Below are 26,187 nucleotides of genomic sequence, written 5' to 3'. Positions count from 1 at the left end.
GGGTACAGTGCTCTCGTGGCGCGCGTGCAAGAGATCAGACCAGACACCGACTCCGGGGTGTTCACCGTGGTCACCCGGACCTCCACCTACCTGCTCGATTTCGGGGAGATGACGCTGCTGCGTGCCCCCGGCGTCGGCGGCACCGACAGCGAGGACTGGACCGTCAGCCGGCTGCGCCGTGATTCCGAGGACATCCCGCTGCTCGGGGTCAAGTCCTGCCGGCTCGGCGAGTCCGCGCAGTTCTGGGTACGGGCCGCCGACGATCCCGACGTCCGCACGTGGCGGATCACCACGCCGGTCGTGTCTATCGAGAAGATCGGCTGAGCGGGGCGCGAATCCGATCCCGTAGCGCGTTCAGGGCGTCGACATACAGCGGCGGCCGCTGCCGGTGGATGTCGTGTCCCGACGGTATGCGGTCGATCAGCAGGCAGTCCGGCATGAGCGTGTGCGCCCGGACCGCGTCGTCGGAGGTCATCGCGCCCAGCAGGACGCCGTCCTGCTCATGGGTCGTCGTGTGCAACAGCGTCGTGGGTACGAGGACCCGGCTGAGGGTCTCGGCCTGCTCATATCCGGCGAGCCACGAGCCGTCGTAGAACATCTCCCCGTAGCGCAGGTCGTAGTCGCCGGTTCCGTCCTGCAGACAGGCCGTGAGTGCGATCGCGCGGTTGAGGGTCGGCGGCAGCCACCACAGTTTCGGGATCACGTGCGGATCCCGGTCGAGGCGGCGCTCCAGCGGACCCCGGACCAGGGACTCCCACGCGCGGTCGCCGAACATCGTCCGCAGGTGGCTGTGCCGGACCCAGTACCGGGTCCAGCTGTCCGCATCCGCCGATGCGCCGGCTTCGAGATGGCGGTGGATGTTCCGGAACGTGTCGAGCCAGGCGTAGGTCGCGTGCACGCGGTCGGGTTCGGTGCCGAAGAACGGTGCGTCCTCGATGAGCACGGCGCGCACGCGGTCTCCGAAGTCGGCGGCCAGCCGCACGGCCAGGAGCCCGCCGGAGGAATGTCCCGCCACGACGACGGGGGCGCCGACGACGTTCTCGACAAACCAGGCGAGGGCCTCGGTCTGCGGCAGGGCCGGGTACAGCGACGGCTCCTTGGCCGAACCCCCGTGTCCGAAGGCGTCGACGGCGAAGACCTGCCAGTCGCGGGTGAGTGTGCCCAGCACCGCTGCGTAATCCGTCCACGACACCTGCTGGCCGGGGATCAGCAGCAGGGGAGGGCCGTGTCGGGGTCCCTCGCCGTAAGTGATGACGGCGCCGTCGGGGGTCGTGACCGCCCGCGGCCGCATCCTGCTCGACGCGAGCCGGGCCGCCTCGCGGGTGTCGTAGGTGAGATTGCGCGCGGCGTACGTCGCCGTACCGGCCCCTATCGCGGCGAGACCCGTCGCGATCCCGGCGCCGGCACGTAGCGCCAACGTCGATCGGTGGCTGCTCACCCGCCGAACGGCCCCTGGCCGCGACGCTTCAGATACCGCTCGAACTCGGCGGCGAGTGCGTCGCCGTCGATCTTCGCCATCATCTCGTCGGCATCCATCTCGGCGTCGCCACGCTCTTCGAGCCCGCGGACGTAGTCGGCGATCTCCTCGTCGTCCTCGGTCATCTCGGTGACCGCGCGCTCCCACTCCTCGGCCTGCTCGGGCAGGGTGCCGAGCGGGACCTCGATGTCGAGGACCTCCTCGACGCGCGTCAGCAGCGCGACGGTGGCCTTCGGGTTGGGCGGGGTCGACACGTAGTGCGGCACGGCGGCCCAGAAGGACACCGCGGGCAGGCCCGCCTGCACGAAGAGGTCCTGCAGCACGCCGGTGATGCCCGTGGGGCCCTCGTAGCGGCTCTCCGTGAGGTTGTACCGGGCCGCCGACTCACTGCTGTAGGCCGTCCCGGTGACCGGCACCGGGCGGGTGTGCGGGGTGTCGGCGAGCAGCGCGCCCAGCATGACGGTGGTCTCGACCTCGAGCTCCTGGGCGAGTTCGACGATCTCGGCGCAGAACGCACGCCACCGCATGTTCGGTTCGATGCCCCGGACCAGCACGATGTCGCGGTCGGCACCGCGCGGGCTGCAGTATGAGATCGACGTCGTCGGCCACTCGATGCGCCGGGTCACGCCGTCCACCTGCTTGACAGTGGGGCGGTTGACCTGGAAGTCGTAGTATTCATCAGAGTCGATGTCGGCGAGCGGACGAGCGTCCCATTCGAGGGCGAGGTGCTCGACGGCGCTGCTGGCGGCGTCCCCGGCGTCGTTCCATCCCTCGAAGGCCGCGAGCAGAATGGGTCTGCGCAGCTGGGGGAGGTTCGACATCTGCTCAGCGTTCACCGAACCAGCCTACGACCGAACACGCAGAGAGGGCGAACTACGCTGTCAACCATGTCCTTCGAAAACTCCGGCCATCGACCGAGCGACTTCGACACGACCTTCATGTCGTCGATGTCGCGGCGCGTCCTGATCGGCGACGGGGCGATGGGCACGATGCTCCAGGCCGCGGACCTGACCCTCGACGACTTCAACCAGCTCGAGGGCTGCAACGAGATCCTCAACGACACCCGCCCCGACGTCCTCGAGGGCATCCACCGCGCCTACTTCGAGGCCGGCGCCGACGCCGTGGAGACCAACACCTTCGGCTGCAACCTGTCGAACCTCGGCGACTACGACATCGCCGACCGCATCCGTGAGCTGGCCTACAAGGGCACCGCGATCGCACGCGGCGTGGCCGACGAGATGGGTCCGTCCGCCGACGGCACCGACCGGTACGTCCTCGGCTCGATGGGCCCGGGCACCAAGCTCCCGAGCCTCGGACACACGACGTTCGCCGCGATCCGCGACGCCTATCAGGAATGCGTCATCGGCATGCTCGAGGGCGGCGCCGACGCGGTGCTCGTCGAGACGTCGCAGGACCTGCTGCAGGTGAAGGCCGCGGTGATCGCGGCGCAGCGCGCCATGGACCAGGTGGGCCGACGCATCCCGATCATCAGCCACGTCACGGTCGAGACGACCGGCACGATGCTGCTCGGTTCGGAGATCGGTGCCGCGCTGGCGGCGATCGAGCCGTTGGGCGTCGACCTGATCGGCCTGAACTGCGCCACCGGTCCGGCGGAGATGAGCGAGCACCTGCGCTATCTGTCGAAGCATGCGCGCATCCCGGTGTCGGTCATGCCGAACGCCGGTCTGCCCGTCCTCGGCGCGAAGGGTGCCGAGTACCCGCTGACGCCGGAGGAACTGGCCGAGTCGATGGCACAGTTCGTCGGCGAGTTCGGGCTCTCCTTCGTCGGCGGTTGCTGCGGCACCACGCCGGAGCACATCCGCCAGGTCGCCGAGGCGGTCGCGCAGGTCACCCCCGCGACGCGCGCGCCCCAGCACGAGTCGGAGACGTCGTCGCTCTACACCGCGGTGCCCTTCGATCAGGATGCGAGCTTCCTGGTCATCGGTGAGCGCACCAACACCAACGGGTCCAAGGCATTCCGTGAGGCGATGATCGCCGAGGACTACCAGAAGTGCCTCGACATCGCCAAGGACCAGACGCGCGACGGCGCGCACATGCTCGACCTGAACGTCGACTACGTCGGTCGTGACGGCGCCGCGGACATGACCGCTCTCGCGAGCCGCTTCGCGACGTCGTCGACGCTGCCGATCATGCTCGACTCGACCGAGCCGGAGGTCATCCGCGCGGGTCTCGAGGCGCTCGGCGGTCGGTGCGCGGTCAACTCGGTGAACTACGAGGACGGCGACGGGCCGGACTCGCGGTTCAACAAGATCATGCGTCTCGTCGTCGAGCACGGTGCGGCCGTTGTCGCCCTGACCATCGACGAGGAGGGGCAGGCGCGTACCGCGGACTGGAAGGTCCGGGTCGCCGAGCGTCTGATCGACGACATCACCGGCAACTGGGGCCTCGCCGAAGAGGACATCATCATCGATGCCCTGACCTTCCCGATCTCGACGGGTCAGGAGGAGGTCCGCCGCGACGGCATCGAGACGATCGAGGCCATCCGCCGGCTGCACGAGTCGCATCCCGATGTGCACTTCACGCTCGGTATCTCGAACATCTCGTTCGGCCTGAACCCGGCCGCGCGGCAGGTGCTGAACTCGGTGTTCCTGCACGAGTGCGTGCAGGCCGGCCTCGACACCGCGATCGTGCACGCCTCGAAGATCCTGCCGATGGCGCGCATCCCGGAGGAGCATCGTCAGGTCGCGCTGGATCTGGTCTACGACCGCCGGAGCGAGGGTTACGACCCGCTGCAGAAGCTGATGGAGCTGTTCGAGGGCGTCTCGGCCGCCTCGGCTCGCGAGTCACGTGCCCAGGAACTGGCCAAGCTGCCGCTCTTCGAACGGCTGGAACGACGCATCGTCGACGGTGAGCGCAACGGCCTGACCGACGATCTCGACGAGGCGATGACCCAGGTTCCGCCGCTGTCGATCATCAACGACACGCTGCTGTCGGGGATGAAGACCGTCGGCGAGCTCTTCGGCTCGGGTCAGATGCAGCTGCCGTTCGTGTTGCAGTCCGCCGAGGTCATGAAAGCCGCTGTGGCGCACCTCGAACCGCACATGGAGGCGACCGGCGAGGACGGCAAGGGCCGTATCGTGCTGGCGACCGTCAAGGGCGACGTCCACGACATCGGCAAGAACCTCGTCGACATCATCCTGTCCAACAACGGTTACGAGGTCGTCAACATCGGCATCAAGCAGCCGATCACGACCATCCTCGACGTCGCCGCGGACAAGAAGGCCGACGTCATCGGCATGTCCGGTCTGCTCGTGAAGTCGACCGTCGTCATGAAGGAGAACCTCGAGGAGATCAACACGCGTGGTCTCGCCGAGGAGTATCCGGTCCTGCTCGGCGGCGCGGCGCTGACGCGTTCGTACGTCGAGAACGACCTGTCGGAGGTCTACGAGGGCGACGTGCACTATGCGCGTGACGCTTTCGAGGGCCTGCGGCTGATGGACGACATCATGGCGCGCAAGCGCGGCGGCGGACCCGACCCGGACAGCGACGAGGCCAAGGCCGAGGCGGCCAAGACGGCCGAGCGCAAGGCACGCCACGAGCGGTCCAAGCGCATCGCCGCGAAGCGCAAGGCCGCCGAGGAGCCCGTCGAGGTGCCGGCGCGCTCGGATGTGGCCGCCGACAACGAGATCCCGACCCCGCCTTTCTGGGGTTCGCGCATCGTCAAGGGTGTGCCGATCGCCGATTACCTGCAGCTGCTCGACGAGCGTGCGCTGTTCCTCGGCCAGTGGGGCCTGCGCGGCGCCCGCGGTGGCGACGGCCCGTCGTATGAGGAGCTTGTGGAGTCCGAGGGCCGGCCGCGTCTGCGTTACTGGATCGACCGGCTCGCGACCGAGAACATCCTGCAGCACGCCGCGGTGGTGTACGGCTACTACCCGGCGGTCAGCGAGGGTGACACCGTCCACGTGCTCACCGAGCCCGATCCTGATGCGCCGGTTCGGTTCAGCTTCTCGTTCCCGCGCCAGCAGCGATCGAGGTTCTTGTGCATCGCCGACTTCATCCAGTCGCGCGAGGCCGCGAAGGCCGCCGGCCGGGTCGACGTCCTGCCGTTCCAGCTCGTCACGATGGGACAGCCGATCGCCGACTTCGCGAACAAGCTGTTCGCCGAGGATGCCTACCGCGACTACCTCGAGGTGCACGGCATCGGTGTGCAGCTGACCGAGGCGCTCGCCGAGTACTGGCATCAGCGTGTGCGCAGCGAGCTGAAGTTCGGTGACCGGTCGATGGACAGCGAGGATCCCGAGCACGCTCAGGGCTTCTTCGACCTCGAATACCGCGGTGCGCGTTTCTCCTTCGGTTACGGTGCCTGCCCGGATCTCGAGGACCGCGCGAAGATGATCGAGTTGCTCGAGCCGGAGCGGATCGGTGTCCGGCTGTCGGAGGAGTTGCAGCTCCATCCCGAGCAGTCCACGGATGCGTTCGTGCTGCACCATCCGGAAGCCAAGTACTTCAACACGTAGGTGTTCGACGACTGACCGGGGGCGATGGGCGTGTCGGAAGTGATCGAACGGTCGCAGGGGCCGGTCCGGATCATCGGGATCGATCGTCCCGACCGCCGCAACGCTGTCGACCGTGCGACCGCCGACGCCTTGGCCGATGCGTTCCGTCGGTTCGACGCCGACGAGTCCGTATCGGTGGCCGTGCTCTACGGCGAGGGTGGGACGTTCTGCGCGGGAGCCGATCTCAAGGCCATCGCCGACGGAACCCCGAACCGGGTGGAGGCCGACGGCGACGGCCCGATGGGCCCGACCCGGATGCGGTTGTCCAAGCCGGTGATCGCGGCGATCTCCGGTCACGCCGTCGCCGGTGGACTCGAACTCGCCCTGTGGGCGGACATGCGCGTCGTCGAGGAGGATGCCGTGTTCGGCGTCTTCTGCCGGCGGTGGGGCGTCCCGCTGATCGACGGTGGGACGGTGCGGCTTCCGCGGTTGATCGGGGAGAGTCGTGCGATGGACCTGATCCTCACCGGTCGTGCGGTCGCAGCCGATGAGGCGTTGCAGATCGGACTCGCGAATCGGGTTGTGCCTTCGGGGACGGCGCTCGACGCCGCCGTCGAACTCGCGACTCAGATCGCGCAGTTCCCGCAAATGTGCCTACGCCAGGACCGGATGTCTGTTCTCGAGCAACACGGCCAGGACCTCGATGCCGCGATGAGCAACGAGTTACGGCACGGCCTGGTGTCGCTCGCGTCCGACACCGTCGCGGGAGCCACCCGCTTCGCCGGCGGCGCGGGGCGTCATGGTGAGGGCGTCGCCTCTGCTCCCGAGGTGTGAGGAGCGCAAGCCGCCGGGCTGAGTAGCGACGAAGGAGCGTATCGAAGTCGACGAGCCACGAAGGGCTGGTGAGACATCGTCGGCTACCTGACTACCGGTCGACGTCAACCCGACCGGCAGACTTCGATCGACGTCTGCCGGTCGAGTTGAGGTTCGGCAGTCGGGATCTGGGCGCTTCTCAGGGAACGGACCTTTTCGACCCTGACGATGGCCGGTTTGCCAGCCCTTCGAGGCTCGCTGCGTCAGCCGCGCGGGTATGCGGCGGCAAGCAGTATTGAGGCGAGGGTGGCTTCGGCGTCGGAGGCGTTGCGGAGGTCGATGACCTGACGCATCTGTAGGCGTGGGGTATCGCCGGACTCCGGTTGGGGTCCGTGGATCTCGTCGCGCACTTGTTGGAGGTGTTCGGCGAACCGGCGGGGTATGTCGGGTCGCCGGTTGATGCGTTCAGGGTTGGGTGGTGCGCCGGGTTCGGCGTTGAGTCGCCAGGCGCAGCGTCCTTCGTCGGGGCCTTCGCGCACCATGCGTGTGGTGTAGCCGCCGGGTTGGTTGCTGACCATGCGGTTGTGTTTCGGGCAGGCGGGGGCGAGGTCGGTGATGTCGGTGAGGCCACCTGCTGCCCAATCGAGTTGGGCGTGATGCATCTCGACGTGTGCGGCGGCGAGGTCGCAGCCGGGGGTGGAGCAGTTCTCGCCGTCGGGTCGGGCGAAGGACACCAATCGTTGTTCGCGGGTGGCCAGGCGTTTGCCGCGTCCGAAGTACAGCGGGACGGCGGTGGCGTCTTTGAACACCGCCAGCCAGGGCTGGGCGTCGGCGGCCATGTCGATGAGGTCGGGGATGGGGATCAGCGTGCCGGTGGCGGTGGTGGCGAAGCCGGCTTCGCGGCGGAGGTCGTTGAGGTCGGCTTTGATGATCAGTTGGGTCGGTAACCCGCGGTGACTCTTACCCAGGAGTCCGTCCTCGAAGACAGCTTTGAGCAGGGCGTTGAACGCGTCGTGATTGAGCTGGGCGGGGGTGCGGTCGTCGCGTTCGGCCGCAGCAGCGACGGCTTCGGGGTCGGCGTCTTCGATCGATCCGTGTGGGGAGTCGGGGTCGTCGGGGTTGTTCATGCCGGGTGTGGCCCAGACGGCGAGCAGCATGGTGACCCGGGCGAGGAGTTCGGGGGTGAGGTTGGCGGTGAGTTTGGCGGTGCCGTCGGCGCGTTGGCGGTGGACCGACAGGTTGCGGCGGCGTTTGCGGTCGGTGTCGTCGGCGAGTGTGCCGTCGGGGTCGAGGTGAGCCAGCAGGCGTGCGCCGAGGGCAGCGATGTCGGCGGGGGTGTGGTCGACGGCGATCTCGGCCATCTGTCGTTCGGCGGCGACCTTCACGTCGTGGTCGACGGCGTGCGGAATCTGCTCGAGCACCTCGACGACCGCTCGCACGTGCGCAGGTCCGACGCGGCCACCGGCGAATGCCTCGGCCAGGGCGGGATGTTGAGGTGGCAGTTGCTCGCCGGTGTGGCTGGGAAAGCTTGCGGTGGCCGACATCTGGTTGCGGCGTCGGATCGGTTCGGCGACGCGCAGTCGGTGGGTCATGAACTGGATGACGCTGCGGTGGCCGGTCTTGTGGGGGAGGTCTCGTTCGGTGGCTTCGACGATCTGGCGGTCACCGGCGAAACTCAGTCGCGCGATGGCACGTTCGGTTTCGGCCGCGACGTCGACGAGTTCGGAATCGGAGCACTGCGTCAGATCGGCGGTCTGCAGTTCGGCGGTGATCCGGTGCAGTTCCTGCACGAGTTCACAAGCGCGCGAAACCGGGGCGCCGGACAGCGAGATCTCGGTCAAGACGGTCACCCCCGGAGACATTGGTCGAATATATGTTCGATAGTACTCGCAATTCCGTTGCTGTGCAACGAGTATCGAAACCCAATCGATCCCCGAAATTGTCGGTGCGGCATGGTATCGCGGCTATCCGTCCGGGCTGGCGCTTGGACGGACTCAACCAGCCAGCTGCTCCGTCAATTGCGGCACGATCTGCTTCTTCCGCGACACGATGCCCTTGCCGAAGGCGTGCCCGTCGGCAACCGTGACCCCGAGTGCGCGTTCGACGGCGTCCACGGGTTCGCCGACCACCAGAAGGTCGGAGTCGCAGGCGATCACATCGGTGATCAGCAGGAGGAACAGGTCGTGGCCGGCGGTCTCCTTCTCCGTGGTCATGGCCTCGAAGAACTCGTCGCGGCGAGCGAGGACGGCGTCGGCGTCGACGGTGGTCAGCTGCGCGACGCGCACGCTCACCGAGCCCATCGTGAAGGTCTTGGCGTCGAGGCCGATGATCGACGACGCCGGCTGGTCGCCGAGTTCCGTTCCGGCACGCAGCAATTGGTTCCCGTAGTCCTCGAGGTCGACGCCCGCGATGGTTGCGAGTTCCTCGGCGGCGATGCGGTCGGAGTCGGTGGTCGTGGGTGAGTTCAGCAGGAGGGTGTCGGAGATGATCGCCGACAACATGATCCCGGCGGTGTCGGCGGGAATCTCGACCTCGTTCTCCGCGTACATGCGCGTCAGGATCGAACACGTGCATCCCACCGGCTCGGCTCTCATGTACAGCGGGGCGGCGGTCTCGAAGTTGGCGATGCGGTGATGGTCGATTACCTTGCGGACGGTGACGTCGGCGATGTCGGCGACGCTCTGCTGGCGTTCGTTGTGATCGACGAGCATCACGTCGTGGGGGCTCGCGTGCTCGATCACGCGTGGCGCTGTCAGCCCGAAGTGGTCGAGGGCGAAGGCCGTCTCGCGGCCGGGGGAGCCGAGTGCGACGGCCTCGGCGTCGACGCCGAGCGCCTGTTCGAGGCGAGCCAGGCCGATCGCGGAACCGATCGCGTCCGTGTCGGGGTTCCGGTGTCCGATGACGAGGACTTTCGACATGGCGACTCAGCTTTCGCTCGACGATGCTGAAACCCAGCCTACGGCGGCTGCCAAAGAGAATAGTTGTAAATCTACAATCATTGTATGTCTACAACCGATGCCGGCGCGGGCCCGCGCTCGCAGACCGCCACCGAGGTGTGGTTCACCATGAACAGTCTCGTGCGCGACCAGGCCAGGGAATCCCGCACCCGCATCAGCGAGGTCATCGACATCCCCTTCAGCCGGTTCCGCGCACTCCGTCGCGTGGCGGTACGACCGATGACGCAACGCGACCTCGCGGAGCGTATGGGAGTGGACGCCTCGGCGATGAGCGGCATCGTCAACGACCTCGTCGACCGTGGACTCGTGACGAGAGAGGCCGACGCCGACGACGGGCGATGCAAACGGGTGACCATCACCGAGACGGGACGCCAGGTGGTGGATGAGGTGACCGCGAACCCCGCCACCGCACCGGAGATGTTCACCGCCCTCGACGAGGTACAGCTCGGGCAGCTCGCCGAACTGCTCGACCTTCTCCGCACGGCGGCCGAGTCGTGAACGCCGCACGCGCGGCGCTGCGCGCACGGTCGGCCGACGGCACTCTGACCCGGCGGGACCGCCTCGTGATCCTCGCCACCTGCTGCCTGAGCCTGTTCATCGTCGGTCTCGACGTCTCTGCGGTGAACGTCGCTCTGCCGTCCATCAGTTCGGACCTCGGCGCGACGCCGGCGCAACTGCAGTGGGTCCTCGACTCGTATGCGCTGGTGATCGCGAGCCTGCTGATCTTCGGCGGGTCGCTCGGAGATCGCTTCGGCCGCAAGCGGATCTTCCAGGTCGGCTTGCTGACATTCGGTGTCGCGTCGGTGCTGTGTTCGCTCGCGCCCACACCGGAGGCGCTGATCGGCGCACGCATGCTGCAGGCCGTCGGCGGGGCGATGCTCAACCCGGTCGCGCTGTCGATCGTCACCAACGTCTTCGTGGACCCACGTGAACGCGCCCAGGCGATCGGCTTGTGGGGCACGGCGTTCGGCATGAGCCTCGCGTTCGGACCGGTGGTCGGCGGGGCGCTCGTCTCCGGCATCGGGTGGGAGGCGATCTTCTGGCTCAACGTCCCGGTCTGCCTGTTCGCCCTCGGGCTGACGATGCGTTTCGTTCCGGAGTCGAGAGCCGAGCACGCTCGTCGCGCCGATCCGGTCGGGCAGGTGCTGATCCTGACCCTCCTCGCGACCCTCACCTTCGCGATCATCGAGGGGCGTCCGCAGGGTTGGACGTCGCCGGGAGTGCTGGCGTGCTTCGCCGTCTCGGCGTGCGCGCTCATCGCGATGATCACCTACGAGAGTCGCCGCGAGGAGCCACTTCTCGACCCGCGCTTCTTCCGGAGCGTGCCGTTCTCGAGCTCGGTGGCGTGTGCCGTCATCGCCTTCGCCGCCACCGGTGGCTTCCTCTTCCTCAACACCCTGTACCTGCAGGAGGTGCGCGGGATGTCGCCGCTGAACGCCGGACTGATGACCTTGCCGATGGCGGCCGCGTCCGTGGTCTGCGCGCCCATCGCCGGTCGGCTCGTGGGCGACCGGGGAGCCCGGACGCCGATGGTGATCGGGGGAGTCGGGATGGTGACGGGCGCCCTGTTGCTCACCGGCCTCGGCAACGACACCTCCCTCGTCTACGTCGGCGCCGCCTACCTCGTCTTCGGGCTCGGTTTCGGGTTCCTCAACGCGCCCATCACCAACGGGGCGGTGTCCGGGATGCCCCGCACGCAAGCGGGTCTGGCGTCGGCGATGGCCTCGACGGGCCGTCAGGTCGGCACCGCGCTCGGGGTCGCGGTGTTCGGCGCGGTGGCCTTTGCCGGGATGGAGGGATCGGTCGCCGACGGGCTCGCCTCGGCCGCCCGCCCGGTGTGGATCAGCATGGCGCTGTGCGGCGCTGCGGTACTCGTCCTCGCGTTCGTCTCGACCGGGGCGTGGGCACGCGGAACGGCTGCTCGCACCCGTGAGCGGATCGAGGCCACGTCGGGGACCTGGATGCCGTGACCGTTCCGGTCAGCGCGTCCCGGACTCGGTGACCGCCGACTCGACCGTCGTGTGCACGTCCCACCACTCCGTGATCCGCCGTGCGACGGGGTCGGGCGTGCGCACCCATCCGATGTGCGTGGTGTTCCCACCCTCCGGGCATTGCGCGTCGTCGTAGCGCCAATGGGTGATCGACTCGGGTGCGAAGGCGGCATCGAATGCCGCTGCCGCACCGTCGGTCACGATCTCGTCGCCGTCGAGCCGGATCGCCAGGGCCGGCGTGGTGATGGACCGGTCGAGCGCGAACGGCGCCCGTCCGGTCAGGACCATCCGCGCCCACTGCCTCATCAGCGTGCGGGGCGTCGGCCCGCCGAAACCCTGTCGGGGCCAGTGGCCGACGATGCCCGACACCGGGGCGACGGCCGCGCCGATCGCGCCGAGGGCCACACCGCGAGCGCCGTAGTGTCGGAACGCCGGCACCGACGCACCGATCGCGACGATGCCGTCGGGCGTGTGATCGGACGTCTGCGCCACCATCGCGACCAATTGCGCGCCGAGGCTGTGCCCGACCACCACGACCCGCGTGCCCGGGATCTCGGCGCGAGCGGCGGCGATCGCATCGGCGAGGTCGGCGGCCTCGTCCTCGTAGGACCAGTCCGCGGTACGTGACGGCGGCGTCGAACCCTCTTCCACGCCGCGGCGTGGAACGACACGCACCTCGTGGCCGTATCCCGTCAATGCCTCTGCCAACCGTCGGTAGACACGCGCCGGCACTGCCATTGCCGGGGAGATCAGGACGGTGGTGGGCCGGTCTGTGTTGGTCTGGGTCATGAATCCAACAGTGGCCGCATTCGGGCGCGGACACTACTACCTTCCAGGTAGTGGTCTGACCAGGGAGTGGTTTGAGGCGGGCCCGTTCCGGATACCGTCCCGGATGCTGCTGTGAACCCCACACCGACCGAGAGGCAAGTGACCGATGTCCGACGTGACCGATTTCTCCGAGACCTGTGCGCGTCTGGCCGACGCGATCGTGGAGCAGGGAGTGCACGTCGCGGTGGCGGAGTCGCTGACCGGCGGCAACCTGGCGAGCGAGTTGAGCAAGGCCCCGCAGGCCGGTGACTGGTTCCGCGGCGGCGTCATCGCCTACCACGAGGACGTGAAGTTCGGCCTGCTCGAGGTGCCCGAGGGACCGGTCGTCAGCGAGACCGCCGCACGCGCCATGGCGGCGACCACCGCGCGCCTCTTCGACGCCGAGATCGTCGTCGCGGTCACCGGCGAGGCGGGACCCGAACCCGACGAGGCCGCACCGGGAACCGTCTGGTTCGGACTCGACCATCGTGGCAAGGTCTCGGCGACCCGCAAGGAGTTCGACGGCGAGCCCGAAGACGTTCTCGCCCAGACCATCGCGTACTCACTCGAACTGATCGAGAGCTGTCTACGATGACCCCATGACCGTCGAGGTGGGAACCCTGCTGCAGCAGTGGCGGTCTCGCCGGTCCATCAGCCAGCTCGATCTCGCCTACGAGGTCGGGGTCTCCCCGAAGCACCTGAGCTTCGTCGAGACCGGCAAGTCACGCCCGAGTCCGGCGCTGCTGCACGCGCTGGCCGAACGACTCGACATCCCTCTGCGAGAACGCAATTCGCTCCTCCTCGCGGCCGGTCACGCACCTCGCTACAGCGAGGAGCCCCTCGACTCGGCGACCATGACCCGCGTCCGCGGGGAGGTCAAGAGACTGCTCGACGCGCACAACCCGAACATCGGGATGGCCCTCGACCGCGCGTGGAACGTCGTGCTGGCCAACGACACCGCGATGCGATTGCTGTCCCTGCTCCCGGACGAGCTCCAGACCAGACCGGTCAACCTGTTCCGGGTGTCGCTGCACCCCGACGGCTTTGCGAAGATGACGCACAACCTCGACGAGTGGGCGTCCTACCTGCTCGACCTGCTCCGGCGGATGGTGCGCATCACCGGCGACGAACGACTCGCCGAGCTCGAACGAGAGGTGTCGTCGTATCCGACCGTGTCCGGCCTGAACGGCGGACAGGTGTCGGGTAGGTCGCGCGAGGTGGGTTCGCTGCTGGTGCCGTTCGAACTCGAACTCGGCGACGAGATCCTGTCCTTCTTCAGCACCTTGACCACGTTCGGTTCACCCCGCGACGTCACGCTCGAAGAATTGACCATCGAGATGTTCTACCCGGCCGATGAGCCGACGGAACGGTGGATTGCGATGATGCAGGGGTGACCGACACCGCTGATCCCGCCTCCCGTTTGCCTGCCGCCGTCCTCTGGGACATGGACGGCACACTGCTCGATTCCGAGCCGATCTGGGACATCGCGATGGCCGATCTGGCGACCCGGCACGGGATCGTCATGACCCGCGAACTCCGCGAATCGACGCTCGGCAACTCCCTGCCCGACGCGCTCGCCAAGGTGCACGACGCGGCCGGGCTGTCGGCCGACGAGCGCGATCCCGACGCGGACGGCCGCTGGACTCTCGACCGGGTGAACGAACTGTTCGCCGAGGACCTGCCATGGCGTCCCGGTGCCCGCGAGGCGCTCGACCTCGTCGCCGACGCCGGGATCCCGATGGTGCTGGTCACCAACACGGTCCGCGAACTGACCGAGGTCGCACTCGAGACCATCGGTCGCCACCGCTTCGCCGCCACGGTCTGCGGGGACGAGGTCGCCGTCGGCAAACCCGCCCCCGACCCGTACGTGCGCGCCGCCGAACTGCTCGGTTTCTCGACCGCGGAATGCCTGGCGGTGGAGGATTCCCCGACCGGTGCGCAGGCCGCGTCGACGGCCGGATGTCCCACCCTCGTCGTCGAATCGGCGGCACCGGTGGAGCGCGGTCCGCTGCGGGTGTTCCGGCAGTCTCTCGTCGGATTGGGACTCGACGACGTCACCGAGGCATGGACCGGCGGTCTCGCGCGTATCGCGACATGCCAAAATGAGGAATCGTGAAGACATTCGAGGAGCTGTTCGCCGAACTCAGCGACAAGGCCGAGAACCGCCCCGAGGGGTCGGGCACGGTCGCCGCGCTCGACTCGGGTGTGCACACCCTGGGCAAGAAGATCATCGAGGAAGCCGGTGAGGTGTGGCTCGCCGCCGAGCACGAGTCCGACGAATCGCTGGGCGAGGAGATCTCCCAGCTCGTCTACTGGTTGCAGGTGATGATGATCAAGCGGGGCCTGAAGCTGGAGGACGTGTACCGACATCTGTGACCGGACGACCCGGCACCACAGACCACCACCTCCTGCTCAGCTGAGCGCAACCCCACGAAAAGGACATCGAGATGCTGCGAGTGGCCGTACCCAACAAGGGTGCGCTCTCCGAATCCGCGTCGGCCATCCTCGCCGAGGCGGGCTACCGCAAACGAAGTGATTCCAAGGACCTGACGGTTCTCGACAACGGCAACGACGTCGAGTTCTTCTTCCTGCGTCCCAAGGACATCGCCATCTACGTCGGGTCGGGACGCCTCGACCTCGGCATCACCGGCCGCGACCTCGCCCGCGACTCCGGCGCACAGGTCCACGAACAGCTCGCGATGGGCTTCGGATCGTCGACCTTCCGCTACGCGGCCCCGGCCGATCAGGAGTGGACCGTCGCCGACCTCGCCGGCAAGCGGGTGGCCACGTCGTACCCGAACCTGGTGCGCGACGACCTCGCAGGCCGCGGCATCACCGCCGACATCATCCGGCTCGACGGCGCGGTCGAGATCTCGATCCAGCTCGGTGTGGCCGACGCCATCGCCGACGTCGTCGGCTCCGGTCGAACCCTGCGCCAGCACGGTCTCGCCGCCTTCGGCGAGTCGCTGTGCGACTCCGAGGCCGTCCTCATCTCCCGACGCGATGCCGACCTCACCAAGTCCGAGAAGCAGTTCATCGCCCGTGTCCAGGGCGTCGTCTTCGGCCAGCAGTACGTGATGATCGACTACGACTGCCCGAAGAACCTGCTCGACCAGGCATCGGCGATCACCCCGGGGCTCGAATCTCCGACGGTCGCCCCGATGGCCGACCCCGACTGGGTCGCCGTCCGCGCGATGGTTCCGCGCAAGGACCACCAGAACCTGATGGACGAGCTCTCCGAGCTCGGCGCGAAGGCGATTCTCGCCACCGACATCCGGTCCTGCCGGTTCTGACCCTTCGAGACGGCCTTCGCAAGCTCAGGCCTCCTCAGGGAGCAGAAGAGGGGCACCCTCATCCAAGATGGGAGTGCCCCTTTTTCTGCCTGATCCGAAAGAACGCAACGCACCCAGGTCCGCTGCCTGAGGTGCGAGGAGCGTAAGCGACGAGCCACGAAGGCCTGGTGGGGACCTCGCGAGACCATCGTGCGTTTGCCGCTAGCCCACGGCGTTGAGCAACACCGTCTGTGCCGACCGGCCGATGTAGCCGGAGGTGTCGTACAGGTCGCCGAGGGTCGCGCCGAAGCCGTCGGGTCCGGCGACCATGTTGGCGTCGATGCCGACCCACGGTCCGCTCGGCACCCGCGTCAGGTGCACGGTGGTGTCGGTGTTCATCCAGGACCAGCGGTCCGGGCGCAGTCGCGTGCCCACACCGTTGGCGACGTCGATGACGATGAACATCGCCTCGAGGTCCGACGTCTTCTCACCCTCGACCAGCGGGAGGACTGCGCGCAGCCACACCGCCGGTGTCACGCCGTAGCGGCCCTCGGTACGTGCCGACTCCACGGTCCCGATGAACCCGAGTGTTCCCCAGTCCACGGCCTCGCCGCTGTCGTCGGGGAACCCGATCTGCCTCGGCAACTCGTCGGGCCGCGGGGTCAGGGGAGCGGGACCGTTGGCGATCTCACTGGTGTCCGCGCCGCGGATGCGCCAACCCACCGATTTGGCGGCCGTTCGGAACGAGCCGTCGGCCTGCTGTACCTCGAGTTCGGTCTCGACGAGGCTGATCTGTCGACCCGGTCGGGTTACGCGAGCGTGAATCCGGTTGACGCCCAACCCGATCGGTCCGAGGATCTCGGTCGTCACTCGGGTGAAGTGCTGCGTCGGGTCCGGATCGCAACGCAACAGCGAGCGCATCATCAGGGCCGACGGCGGGCCACCGTGCTGCATGGTCGGTGACCAGACGCTCAGGGTGGCGTCGGTCGGCTGGAAATACTCATATCGCGCCGACGGGTCGCCGGCCGGGCTGGTGCCGTCGGACGCCGGGGCGTCGACGGGTACGTAGTACGAACTCTCCACATCCCCAGCCTATGTGCATCTACATAATCGGGTGGCCCGGGGTGTGCGTCAGGCCACGAACCCGGGCGGCGGACCCGGGTAGGGCGGGATCTCGCCGCCGAATTCCGGGCACCGCGACTGGTGCTCGCAGAACCGGCACATCCGCGACTTCCGCGGCCGGAAATCCCCGGAGGCGACGGCCGTGCGGATGGCCTGCCAGATCGCGCGCAGCGTCCGCTCGAAGCGGAGGAGCTCGTCGTGGTCGGGGTGGTAGATAAGCTGTTGGCCGTCGGACAGGTACATGAGCTGCAACCGCGCGGGCACGACGCCGCGCGTGCGCAGGATCGCCAGCGCATAGAACTTCATCTGGAACAGCGCCTTGGCCTCGTAGGCCTCGCCGGGGGAGCGTCCGGTCTTGTAGTCGACCACGCGGATCTCGCCGGTCGGTGCGACGTCGATGCGGTCGATGAAGCCGCGCATCAGCATGTCGTCGGCCTCGATCTCGACGTGTTCCTCCACCGCGTCGGCGTCGAAGGCGGTGGGGTTCTCCATCGTGTAGTACGTCGCGATGAGCTTGTGGGCGCCGGCGATGAACGCCGCCTGACCGCCTTCGCCGATCACCCGGGCGAGCTGCGGATCCTCCTCGCACAGGGCCGCCCAGGCCCCTTCGACGAGCAGTTCCGCCGAATCCTGGGTGCGGAGCTCGGCAGGCATGTCGAAGAGGTTCTCGAGTGCCGCATGGACGACGGTGCCACGGGTCTGCGCGGCGGTCGGGGTCTCCGGGAAGCGGTCGATGGCGCGGAACCGGTACAGCAGCGGGCACTGTTTGAAGTCCGCCGCGCGCGACGGCGACAGGGCCAGGGGGCGTCCGACGATCCCGCGCGCCCCCTCCGCCGGGGGTGGCTCCGGCGCGGGGGCCGCGCTGGTGGAGGGGTCGTCGGTGCCGGTCATCGTGCTCACATCTCGCAGACTAGGCCCCGGCCCCGACACTCTGCCGGTCCGACACCCACGTGCGGTCGGGTATCGTCCTCACGGCCCACCGGACTCCCGACCACCACCGATCCGCCCAGCGCGGAGGTGTCGGCTCCGTCCCGTTCACGAGAGGAAGCACCCAGTGCCCACCACCGGACCGTTCGCCGTCGGCGACCGGGTTCAACTGACCGATGCCAAGGGCCGAAAGTTCACGGTGCTCCTCGAAGAGGGCAAGCAGTTCCATACCCACCGCGGCGCCATCTCGCACGACGACCTCATCGGCTCGCCCGAGGGCAGCGTCGTCTCGGCCACCAGCGGCACCCAGTACCTCGCGTTGCGGCCGCTGCTCGTCGACTACGTGCTGTCGATGCCGCGCGGTGCGCAGGTCATCTACCCCAAGGACGCCGCGCAGATCGTCCTCGAGGGCGACATCTTCCCGGGTGCCCGCGTCCTGGAGGCCGGCGCAGGTTCCGGTGCGCTGACGTGTTCGCTGCTGCGCGCCGTCGGCACCGAGGGCGAGGTGAACTCCTTCGAGATCCGCGAGGACCACGCCGAGCACGCGATCCGCAACGTCGAGACCTTCTTCGGCGGCCGCCCGGACAACTGGAACATCGTCGTCGACGACCTCGCCAACGTCGATCAGGACGAGCGCTTCGACCGCGTCATCCTCGACATGCTCGCACCGTGGGAACCCCTCGACGTCGTGCGCACCGTGTTGAAACCAGGCGGAGTCCTGACCATTTATGTGGCCACCGTCACCCAGCTCTCGCGCGTGATCGAGGCGTTGCGCGAGCAGGAGTGCTGGACCGAACCGCGCGCCTGGGAGACCCTGCTCCGCGAGTGGTCGGCGGTCGGCCTGGCCGTTCGTCCCGAGCACAAAATGCAAGGCCACACCGCGTTTCTCATCACCGCCCGCCGACTCGCCGACGGCACCACCACGTTGCGTCCGCAGCGTCGGCCCACGAAGGGGTGAGTTCGGCCGGTATCACCGGCCGCAAGATCGCGATTCCGTTGCGAAGGCGCACATTTAACACACCGTCAACACCGCCATTTGGCGGGTGAAGGGCGATTCTGTGTCCGTGCCGGTAGCGTAGGGATACGGCGCGAGCATTCCGATCGAGGGATCGGGTGATTGCCGGGGAGAGGAGTCAGCAATGACCGAATCTGACCGCCATGACGCCACCGGGGACCGCGCGGTCCCCGAGAGCGCGAGTGCACCCGAAGAGGGCTTCACCCCTGCCTACACCCCGCCTCTTGCGCGGAGTGGTTCCGAACGCCCGTCGTTCGGACGTCAGGCAGACAACGAGAGCCTCCAAGAACGCGTCGACAGCCTCACGGCACGCAACGCGAAGCTGCTCGACACCCTCAAGGAGGCGCGTCAGCAACTCGTCGCCCTTCGCGAGGAGGTCGACCGTCTCGGTCAGCCGCCGAGCGGATACGGGGTCCTGCTTGACGTGTACCCCGACGCGACCGTCGACGTGTTCACCTCCGGCCGCAAGATGCGGCTCACCTGTTCGCCGAACATCGACACCGAAACCCTCACCAAGGGTCAGACGCTGCGTCTGAACGAGGCCCTGACCATCGTCGAGGCCTGCGAGTTCGACACGGTCGGCGAGATCAGCACGCTGCGCGAGGTTCTCGGGGACGGCAGGCGGGCGCTGGTCGTCGGCCACGCCGACGAGGAGCGCGTCGTGTGGCTGGCCGAGCCGTTGCTGGGCGAGGTCGACGCGGAGGACGGCAAGCGCCGCAAGCTGCGTCCGGGCGACTCGTTGCTCATCGACACCAAAGCCGGATTCGCCTTCGAGCGGGTGCCCAAGGCCGAGGTCGAGGACCTCGTCCTCGAAGAGGTGCCCGATGTCGGGTACGAGGACATCGGTGGTCTGGGTCGGCAGATCGAGCAGATCCGCGACGCCGTCGAGCTGCCGTTCCTGCACAAGGATCTGTTCCGCGACTACCAGCTGCGGCCACCGAAGGGCGTGCTGCTCTACGGTCCGCCCGGTTGTGGCAAGACGCTCATCGCCAAGGCCGTCGCCAACTCGCTGGCGAAGAAGATCGCGCTGGCCCGCGGCGACGATGCGAAGGAGGCCAAGTCCTACTTCCTGAACATCAAGGGCCCCGAGCTGTTGAACAAGTTCGTCGGTGAGACCGAGCGTCACATCCGGCTGATCTTCCAGCGCGCCCGCGAGAAGGCGTCCGAGGGCACCCCGGTCATCGTGTTCTTCGACGAGATGGACTCGATCTTCCGCACCCGCGGATCCGGTGTCTCCTCCGACGTCGAGACCACGGTCGTCCCGCAGCTGCTCAGCGAGATCGACGGTGTCGAAGGCCTCGAGAACGTCATCGTGATCGGTGCGTCCAACCGCGAGGACATGATCGACCCCGCGATCCTGCGTCCCGGCCGCCTCGACGTGAAGATCAAGATCGAGCGCCCCGACGCCGAGTCGGCGATCGACATCTTCTCGAAGTACCTCACCGAGGAACTGCCTATCCACGCCGACGACATCGGCGAGTTCGGCGGCGATCGCTCGGCTTGCATCAAGGCGATGATCGAGAAGGTCGTCGAGCGGATGTACGCCGAGAGCGAGGACAACCGGTTCCTCGAGGTCACCTACGCCAACGGCGACAAGGAGATCATGTACTTCAAGGACTTCAACTCGGGCGCGATGATCCAGAACGTCGTCGACCGTGCGAAGAAGTACGCGATCAAGTCGCAGCTCGACACCGGTGCCCCGGGTCTGCGTGTGCAGCACCTCTTCGATTCGATCCTCGACGAGTTCGCGGAGAACGAAGATCTGCCCAACACCACCAACCCGGACGACTGGGCTCGCATCTCGGGCAAGAAGGGCGAGCGGATCGTCTACATCCGCACGCTGGTCACCGGCAAGTCCTCCGGGGCGAGCCGCGCCATCGACACCGAGACGAACACCGGTCAGTACCTGTAACACGCGCCTCACCCAGCAGACGACCGACTCCCCAGGGGGTCGGTCGTCTGCTGTACAGAACGGCATGAAAACAGTCGTCAAGCACTAAAGTTGGCGGCGATGAACAGTACATCGATGGCTCGCGGTCGGGTGATCGTCGACGGTGGGGCGCCTCATCCGCTGGGCGAATCCCCGCGCATCACCCTGGGCCGGGAACCCGACAACGACATCGTGATCAATCATCCGATGGTGTCGCGTCGGCATCTTGCCATCGAGTGGCGCGGCACCGCGTGGTACCTCGTCGACATCGGTAGCACCAACGGCTTTTTCGCCGGCGGCCGGCGCATGGCCGAGATGATGATCGCCGGCCCGACGCAGGTCCGGCTCGGCGACGTGAGCACCGGTCCGATCGTCGACCTGGTGATCGATCCGACCGCGTACCCGCCGCCGCCCAGCGGCCGGATACCGTCCCCGCCGGCCCGGCCGGGTCCGTTCCCGCCGGGACCACGGTCGGCGGGGTTCGCCGGCCCCGGTCATCCCGGACCCACCATGCCGCCGTCGGGCCGTATCCCGTCGCGAACCCCGGGTGGCCCCTCTCGCCCCGGTGCGCCGGAACCCATGCCTGCCGAGCTGCGTAACGCCCCACATCTACAGGCGCTCAAACAGAACGTCTCCGCCGTCTATCGGCTCCCCGGGGCGCCGACTCCGCCCGAGCGCGAGTCGATCTCGCTGCGCGGCGTGCAGCGCATCGGCCGCACCCCGGACAACGACATCGTCGTCAGCGACGTCCTCGCCTCCCGCCACCATGCGCAGGTGTCGAGCCGCGGCGGCGTCCTGGTCATCGACGATCTCGGCAGCGTCAACGGCACCTTCGTCAACGGCCGGCGCGTGGACAACGCACCGCTGTCCGACGGCGACGTGGTCACGATCGGCAACAGCGACTTCGTGGTGTCCGGCGGCACCCTCATGCGCGGCCAGGAGAGTGCGGCGGTCGCCGACGGCCTCCACGTGCACGGGGTCAGCCTCGTCGTCGACGGCGGGAAGCGGCTCCTCGCCGACGTCGACTTCAGCGCGAGTCCCGGCACGCTCACTGCAGTGATCGGCCCGTCCGGTGCAGGCAAATCGACCGTGTCGAAGATCGCCGCAGGCCTGAACTCGCCGACGAGTGGCCTGGTCACCTTCGAGAGTCGCAATGTCCACGCGGAGTACGACGCACTCCGCACCCGTATCGGCATGGTCCCGCAGAAGGACGTGCTCCACCACAAACTCACGCTGAGGCAGGCCCTTCGCTACGCGGCCGAGTTGCGACTCCCACCCGACCTGTCGAAGGAGGACCGCGATCGGGTCATCGACGGCGTCCTCAGCGAGCTACAGCTGACCGAACACGTCGACACCCGTGTCGAGAAGCTCTCCGGCGGACAGCAGAAACGCGCCTCTGTGGCGATGGAGCTGCTCACCGGTCCGTCGCTGCTGATCCTCGACGAGCCGACCTCGGGTCTCGACCCTGCACTCGACCGCCAGGTCATGGCGACCCTGCGACGCCTCGCCGACGCCGGCCGCGTCGTCCTCGTGGTCACCCATTCACTGACGTACCTGTCGATGTGCGACCAGGTGCTGCTGCTCGCCCCGGGCGGCAAGACGTCGTTCTGCGGTGCGCCCTCGCAGGTCGAGCAGGAGATGGGGACCTCGGACTGGGCGGAGATCTTCGCCTACGTCGCCGACCAGCCCGACGCCGCGCACACGCGCTACCTCGAACGTCACAGGCGCACACCGAATCCGCCTCCGCCGCAACGTCCTCCGGGCCCGCCGATCCCGGTGCCGCACACCAGCTTCACCAGACAGGCGTCGACCATCGCCCGACGCCAGGTACGGCTCGTCTTCGCCGACATCGGCTATCTGGTGTTCCTGGTGCTGCTGCCGGTGGTCCTCGGGCTGCTGACGCTGGTCATCCCGGGGTCGAGCGGTTTCGCCCGGCTCGAGGTGATCCCGAATGCGCCGCCACCCAAGGACGGTGCGGAGGCGATCCAGATCCTGGTGGTTCTCGTCGTCGGTGCGGCGTTCATGGGTGCGGCCCTGACGGTCCGCGACCTCGTCGGAGAACGCGACATCTTCGAACGGGAGAGAGCCGTCGGATTGCGTCCCGGCGCTTACCTGTTCGCGAAGATCGTGGTCTTCTTCATCGCCGCGATCCTGCAGACGATCATCATGGTCGGCATCACCTTCGCCGGTCGGGGCCTGCCCGACTTCGGCGGCCCGATCCTGCCGCCGCCACTGGCCCTGCTGTTCGCCGTCGCCGTGCTCGCCTGCGTGAGCACCCTTGTCGGACTAGCGATCTCGTCGGCGGTGAAGTCCAACGAACAGGTGATGCCGCCGCTGGTCATCGTGGTGATGGTGCAGCTCGTCTTCTGCGGCGGCCTGTTCAAGCTCGACGGTGCCGGCCTGCAGCAGCTGTCGTGGATCTTCCCGTCGTTCTGGGGCTACGTCACCGCCGCCGGCAGCGTCGACCTCTACAACATCAACGTCGCCGCACCCCAGCGGATCACGTTGTGGGAGACATCGATCGCCCACAGCGCCATCGCCTACGCCGTGCTCGCCTTCATCAGCATCCTCTTGCTCGCGTTCACCTACTCACGGTTGCGGTTGAAGAAGCGCTGACACACGAGCCTCTCGCTGTCTCAGGTGCCCGACCCTCCGCTGTCTGGGTGTGCCGCCGCCCTCTCGCTGCCTGAGGTGCGAGGAGCGCAAGCGACGAGCCACGAAGGCCTGGTGACCTGCAGACGCCAACTCGACGGGCAGACTTCGATCGAAGTCTGTCAGTCGGGTCGAGGTTCGCCAGTCGGGTGCGAGCGCTCTAACCAGCCGTGACCGGGTACCGCACGAGCCCGAGTTCGGCGTCGTTCGAGAGCTGTTCGTGGCGGGGGAGCACCCGCACCGTGAAACCGAGATGACCCGATGCCGGCGGGGTGGCCGGCACCGAGAAGACGACCCGTCCCGACGCATCTCGATCGGCCGCCGGACTCATGTCGATGATCGCCGGGTCGACGATGTCGCCGTCGTCGGTCACGCGGCCCAGCACGAGTTGGACGCGGAGACCGTTGGGGTCGAGCTCGCCGACCGCCACGTGCGCAGAGACCCGAAGGCCGTCGTCCTCGCTTTCCTCGTCCACCCCTGCGACGACGATCGAACCCCAGCCGGTCTCGATCTCGCGCCGGTACGCCGCGAGATCGCGCGCGCCGGCGTAATCGTCGGCACACGCGGCGACGTAGGCCTCCGCGGCCGGGCAGTACAGCTCGGTGGTGTAGTCCCGGACCATGCGTGACGCGAGCACCCGGGGGCCGAGTCGGGTGAGCGTGTGGCGCATCATCTCCACCCATTGTGTCGGCAGGCCGTTCTCGTCGCGCTCGTAGAACAGCGGGATCACGGTGTCCTCGAGGAGTGCGTAGAGCGCCTCGGCTTCGAGGTCGTCGCGTCGGTTCTCGTCCTCGATGCCCTCGGCCGACGGGATCGCCCAGCCGTTGTCGTCGCCGGCCATCTCGTCCCACCAGCCGTCCAGGATGGACAGGTTGAGGCCGCCGTTGAGCGCCGACTTCATCCCCGATGTCCCGCACGCCTCCATCGGCCGCACCGGGTTGTTCAGCCATACGTCGCAGCCGGCGTAGATGTGGCGGGCCATCGAGATGTCGTAGTCGGGCAGGAACATGATGCGGTCGCGCAGTTGCGGGTCCTCGGCGAAGCGCACCACCTGCTGGATCAGTGCCTTGCCGCCGTTGTCGGCCGGGTGCGCCTTGCCCGCGATGACGAGCTGCACCGGGCGGTCGGGGTCGGTGAGTATGCGGCGCATGCGGTCCGGGTCGCGCAGCATGAGCGTGAGCCGCTTGTACGTGGCTGCACGACGGGCGAAGCCGATCGTCAGCACCCCGGGGTCGAAGAGGTCGGCGGTCCAGCCGAGTTCGGCGTCGGTGAAGCCGCGTTCGCGTCCGCTCGCATGAGCCCGACGCCGGACCTCGGCGACGAGCTCGGCCCGCAGCGACTCGTGGGTCGACCAGATGGTCTCGGCAGGCAGCCCGGCGTAGACCTCGGGGGCGGAATCCTCGTCGCTCGAGGCGAAGTCGCGCCACACCTTCGACACCCAGGTGGGACCGTGCACGCCGTTGGTGATCGCACCGATCGGCACATCCGCGGCGTCGAAGCCGGGCCACAGGTCGGCGAACATCTCCCGGCTCACCTCACCGTGCAGCTGGGAGACGCCGTTGCTGCGTTGGCCGAGACGAAAACCCATGTGCGCCATGTTGAACACACCCGGGTCGGTCTCGTCGCCGAGTTCGGCGACTGTCGACGCGGGCAGGCCGGGCAGCAGACGCGAGGTCCCGGAGTCGTCGGCGTCGAGGTACCGGTTCACCAGTTCGGTGGGGAAGCGGTCGATCCCGGCGGGCACCGGGGTGTGCGTGGTGAAGATGTTGGACGCCCGCACCACTGCCTCGGCGGTGTCGAAGTCGAGTCCGGCGGCCACGTACTCCCGGATGCGTTCGGTGCCCAGGAATCCGGCGTGACCCTCGTTCATGTGGAACACCGTCGGCTCGTCGCGGCCGGTGACCCGCACGTAGGCGCGAAGCGCACGAACACCGCCGACGCCGAGGAGGATCTCCTGCAGGATGCGGTGCTCCTGATCGCCGCCGTAGAGGCGGTCGGTGACGCCGCGCAGCTGGTCGTCGGTGTTGGCCGCGATGTCGGAGTCGAGGAGCAGCAACGGGATTCGGCCGACGCTCGCGACCCACACCTGCGCGGACAGGGTGCGACCGCCGGGCATCGAGATCTCGACGACGACGGGTGCATCGCCGTCGGTGAGAAGGGTGGGCGGCAGATCGCGCGGGTCGTTGACCGGGTAGCGCTCCACCTGCCAGCCGTCGTGGTCGAGGCCCTGGCGGAAGTAGCCGGACCGGTAGAACAGGCCGACGCCGATGAGGGGGAGCCCGAGATCCGATGCGGCCTTCAGATGGTCACCGGCGAGGATGCCGAGTCCGCCGGAGTAGATCGGCAGCACCTCGGAGACGCCGAACTCCATGGAGAAGTACGCGATCCCGGGCGGCACGGGATGGTTCTCCGCGTATCCGCCGAACCATTGCGGCGCGTCGAGATACTCCTCGAGACTCGCCTCCGCTGCCGACACCCGCGCCCGGAACTCCTCGTCGCCCGCCAGCTCGGTCAGCCGGGCCGGATCGACGTCGGCGAGCACCCGCAGCGGATCACCCGTCGCCTCCCACCGCTCGGCGTCGATCGTCGCGAACAACTCCTGGGTCGGCGGGTTCCACACCCAGCGCAGGTTGTGCGACAGGGGACCGAGGGCGGCTAGTTCGGCAGGCAGCGGCACCCGAACGGTGAACCGGCGGAAAGCTTTCACGGCGACGACGGTACTGGTGCCGGGCCTGCCCTGCGAACGGGACGATGCGAGCCACTCCGC

The 26,187-nt window shown here is 67.9% G+C and carries 21 protein-coding genes; 13 read left to right on the top strand and 8 right to left on the bottom strand.

All coding sequences use genetic code 11. The features are described from left to right. Positions 1-15: 15 nt before the first annotated feature. A complete protein-coding gene (locus M1L58_RS00270) occupies positions 16-324 on the top strand; it encodes a hypothetical protein (protein ID WP_006360419.1) in 309 nt (102 codons plus the stop codon). Here the strand turns inward: M1L58_RS00270 and M1L58_RS00265 are convergent. Together M1L58_RS00265 and M1L58_RS00260 are read right to left on the bottom strand one after the other, a co-directional pair. Further along, positions 305-1,438: an alpha/beta fold hydrolase gene (locus M1L58_RS00265; protein ID WP_248657427.1), complete on the bottom strand. Its 1,134-nt coding sequence runs from the start codon at positions 1,436-1,438 to the stop codon at positions 305-307. The genes M1L58_RS00270 and M1L58_RS00265 overlap by 20 nt on opposite strands. Continuing rightward, a complete protein-coding gene (locus M1L58_RS00260) occupies positions 1,435-2,313 on the bottom strand; it encodes a PAC2 family protein (protein WP_006868267.1) in 879 nt (292 codons plus the stop codon). Before M1L58_RS00260 ends, M1L58_RS00265 begins: the two co-directional genes overlap by 4 nt. A 51-nt stretch (positions 2,314-2,364) precedes the next feature. Between M1L58_RS00260 and metH the strand changes: the two genes are divergently transcribed. Both metH and M1L58_RS00250 read left to right on the top strand, forming a co-directional pair. Then, positions 2,365-5,955, top strand: coding sequence for a methionine synthase (gene metH / locus M1L58_RS00255; protein WP_248657426.1), 3,591 nt, complete (start codon positions 2,365-2,367; stop codon positions 5,953-5,955). 24 nt (positions 5,956-5,979) lie between these two features. Next, positions 5,980-6,768: a crotonase/enoyl-CoA hydratase family protein gene (locus M1L58_RS00250; protein WP_248657425.1), complete on the top strand. Its 789-nt coding sequence runs from the start codon at positions 5,980-5,982 to the stop codon at positions 6,766-6,768. Positions 6,769-7,010: 242 nt separating this feature from the next. Here the strand turns inward: M1L58_RS00250 and M1L58_RS00245 are convergent, their stop codons facing one another. Then, on the bottom strand, positions 7,011-8,609 hold the full coding sequence (locus tag M1L58_RS00245; RefSeq protein ID WP_248657424.1) for an HNH endonuclease signature motif containing protein: 1,599 nt from the start codon (positions 8,607-8,609) through the stop codon (positions 7,011-7,013). Between the two features lie 132 nt (positions 8,610-8,741). After that, positions 8,742-9,665 (bottom strand): manganese-dependent inorganic pyrophosphatase, encoded by a 924-nt coding sequence (locus M1L58_RS00240; RefSeq protein ID WP_248657423.1) that lies wholly within the window; start codon positions 9,663-9,665, stop codon positions 8,742-8,744. An 84-nt stretch (positions 9,666-9,749) separates the two neighbouring features. Here M1L58_RS00240 and M1L58_RS00235 point away from each other — a divergent pair, with 84 nt between their 5' ends. Continuing rightward, a complete protein-coding gene (locus tag M1L58_RS00235; protein WP_248657422.1) occupies positions 9,750-10,202 on the top strand; it encodes a MarR family winged helix-turn-helix transcriptional regulator in 453 nt (150 codons plus the stop codon). Continuing rightward, positions 10,199-11,674, top strand: coding sequence for an MFS transporter (locus M1L58_RS00230; protein WP_248657421.1), 1,476 nt, complete (start codon positions 10,199-10,201; stop codon positions 11,672-11,674). The genes M1L58_RS00235 and M1L58_RS00230 overlap by 4 nt, the downstream gene beginning before the upstream one ends. A gap of 9 nt (positions 11,675-11,683) precedes the next feature. On the opposite strand, the gene M1L58_RS00225 is transcribed toward M1L58_RS00230, so the two are convergent. Beyond that, entirely contained in the window at positions 11,684-12,484 is an 801-nt protein-coding gene (locus tag M1L58_RS00225; protein WP_248657420.1) for an alpha/beta fold hydrolase, read from the bottom strand. 145 nt (positions 12,485-12,629) lie between these two features. Between M1L58_RS00225 and M1L58_RS00220 the strand changes: the two genes are divergently transcribed. From M1L58_RS00220 to hisG, 5 genes are all read left to right on the top strand, one after another. After that, positions 12,630-13,097, top strand: a complete 468-nt coding sequence (locus tag M1L58_RS00220; RefSeq protein ID WP_248657419.1) for a CinA family protein — start codon at positions 12,630-12,632, stop codon at positions 13,095-13,097. A 4-nt stretch (positions 13,098-13,101) separates the two neighbouring features. Next, on the top strand, positions 13,102-13,896 hold the full coding sequence (locus M1L58_RS00215; protein WP_248657418.1) for a helix-turn-helix transcriptional regulator: 795 nt from the start codon (positions 13,102-13,104) through the stop codon (positions 13,894-13,896). A gap of 50 nt (positions 13,897-13,946) precedes the next feature. Next, positions 13,947-14,618 carry an HAD family hydrolase gene (locus M1L58_RS00210; RefSeq protein WP_248657692.1) on the top strand — a complete coding sequence of 224 codons (672 nt, stop codon included), beginning with the start codon at positions 13,947-13,949 and terminating at the stop codon, positions 14,616-14,618. Beyond that, positions 14,615-14,878 carry a phosphoribosyl-ATP diphosphatase gene (locus tag M1L58_RS00205; RefSeq protein ID WP_006437957.1) on the top strand — a complete coding sequence of 88 codons (264 nt, stop codon included), beginning with the start codon at positions 14,615-14,617 and terminating at the stop codon, positions 14,876-14,878. The genes M1L58_RS00210 and M1L58_RS00205 overlap by 4 nt, the downstream gene beginning before the upstream one ends. A gap of 71 nt (positions 14,879-14,949) precedes the next feature. After that, complete coding sequence (hisG, locus tag M1L58_RS00200; RefSeq protein WP_248657417.1) at positions 14,950-15,795, top strand: ATP phosphoribosyltransferase; 846 nt, start codon at positions 14,950-14,952, stop codon at positions 15,793-15,795. A 201-nt stretch (positions 15,796-15,996) separates the two neighbouring features. Here hisG and M1L58_RS00195 read toward each other — a convergent pair whose 3' ends face one another. Both M1L58_RS00195 and M1L58_RS00190 read right to left on the bottom strand, forming a co-directional pair. Continuing rightward, entirely contained in the window at positions 15,997-16,857 is an 861-nt protein-coding gene (locus tag M1L58_RS00195) for a thioesterase family protein (protein ID WP_248657416.1), read from the bottom strand. A 48-nt stretch (positions 16,858-16,905) separates the two neighbouring features. Continuing rightward, positions 16,906-17,787, bottom strand: coding sequence for a RecB family exonuclease (locus tag M1L58_RS00190; RefSeq protein ID WP_248657691.1), 882 nt, complete (start codon positions 17,785-17,787; stop codon positions 16,906-16,908). Between the two features lie 163 nt (positions 17,788-17,950). On the opposite strand from M1L58_RS00190, the gene M1L58_RS00185 reads away from it, so the two are divergent. From M1L58_RS00185 to M1L58_RS00175, 3 genes are all read left to right on the top strand, one after another. After that, positions 17,951-18,781, top strand: a complete 831-nt coding sequence (locus M1L58_RS00185) for a tRNA (adenine-N1)-methyltransferase (protein WP_005200017.1) — start codon at positions 17,951-17,953, stop codon at positions 18,779-18,781. 181 nt (positions 18,782-18,962) lie between these two features. Continuing rightward, positions 18,963-20,750 (top strand): proteasome ATPase, encoded by a 1,788-nt coding sequence (gene arc, locus M1L58_RS00180; RefSeq protein WP_006864718.1) that lies wholly within the window; start codon positions 18,963-18,965, stop codon positions 20,748-20,750. 114 nt (positions 20,751-20,864) lie between these two features. Continuing rightward, positions 20,865-23,384 carry an FHA domain-containing protein gene (locus tag M1L58_RS00175; protein ID WP_248657690.1) on the top strand — a complete coding sequence of 840 codons (2,520 nt, stop codon included), beginning with the start codon at positions 20,865-20,867 and terminating at the stop codon, positions 23,382-23,384. A 196-nt stretch (positions 23,385-23,580) separates the two neighbouring features. Here the strand turns inward: M1L58_RS00175 and glgP are convergent, their stop codons facing one another. Beyond that, positions 23,581-26,127, bottom strand: coding sequence for an alpha-glucan family phosphorylase (gene glgP / locus M1L58_RS00170; protein ID WP_248657415.1), 2,547 nt, complete (start codon positions 26,125-26,127; stop codon positions 23,581-23,583). Positions 26,128-26,187: the final 60 nt, after the last annotated feature.

Source organism: Gordonia sp. C13 (assembly GCF_023218005.1).
Taxonomy (GTDB): Bacteria; Actinomycetota; Actinomycetes; order Mycobacteriales; family Mycobacteriaceae; genus Gordonia; species Gordonia namibiensis.
The sequence above is the reverse complement of the archived record's forward strand: the minus strand, read 5'-3'. Positions and strand labels throughout refer to the sequence as shown.

Bases quoted from the DNA above. Each gene is read 5' to 3' on its own strand.
- metH (WP_248657426.1), top strand. From the start codon at position 2,365: ATGTCCTTCGAAAACTCCGGCCATCGACCGAGCGACTTCGACACGACC.
- M1L58_RS00250 (WP_248657425.1), top strand. From the start codon at position 5,980: ATGGGCGTGTCGGAAGTGATCGAACGGTCGCAGGGGCCGGTCCGGATC.
- M1L58_RS00245 (WP_248657424.1), bottom strand. From the start codon at position 8,609: ATGTCTCCGGGGGTGACCGTCTTGACCGAGATCTCGCTGTCCGGCGCC.
- M1L58_RS00240 (WP_248657423.1), bottom strand. From the start codon at position 9,665: ATGTCGAAAGTCCTCGTCATCGGACACCGGAACCCCGACACGGACGCG.
- M1L58_RS00235 (WP_248657422.1), top strand. From the start codon at position 9,750: ATGTCTACAACCGATGCCGGCGCGGGCCCGCGCTCGCAGACCGCCACC.
- M1L58_RS00225 (WP_248657420.1), bottom strand. From the start codon at position 12,484: ATGACCCAGACCAACACAGACCGGCCCACCACCGTCCTGATCTCCCCG.
- M1L58_RS00220 (WP_248657419.1), top strand. From the start codon at position 12,630: ATGTCCGACGTGACCGATTTCTCCGAGACCTGTGCGCGTCTGGCCGAC.
- M1L58_RS00215 (WP_248657418.1), top strand. From the start codon at position 13,102: ATGACCGTCGAGGTGGGAACCCTGCTGCAGCAGTGGCGGTCTCGCCGG.
- M1L58_RS00210 (WP_248657692.1), top strand. From the start codon at position 13,947: ATGGACGGCACACTGCTCGATTCCGAGCCGATCTGGGACATCGCGATG.
- hisG (WP_248657417.1), top strand. From the start codon at position 14,950: ATGCTGCGAGTGGCCGTACCCAACAAGGGTGCGCTCTCCGAATCCGCG.
- M1L58_RS00190 (WP_248657691.1), bottom strand. From the start codon at position 17,787: ATGACCGGCACCGACGACCCCTCCACCAGCGCGGCCCCCGCGCCGGAG.
- arc (WP_006864718.1), top strand. From the start codon at position 18,963: ATGACCGAATCTGACCGCCATGACGCCACCGGGGACCGCGCGGTCCCC.
- M1L58_RS00175 (WP_248657690.1), top strand. From the start codon at position 20,865: ATGGCTCGCGGTCGGGTGATCGTCGACGGTGGGGCGCCTCATCCGCTG.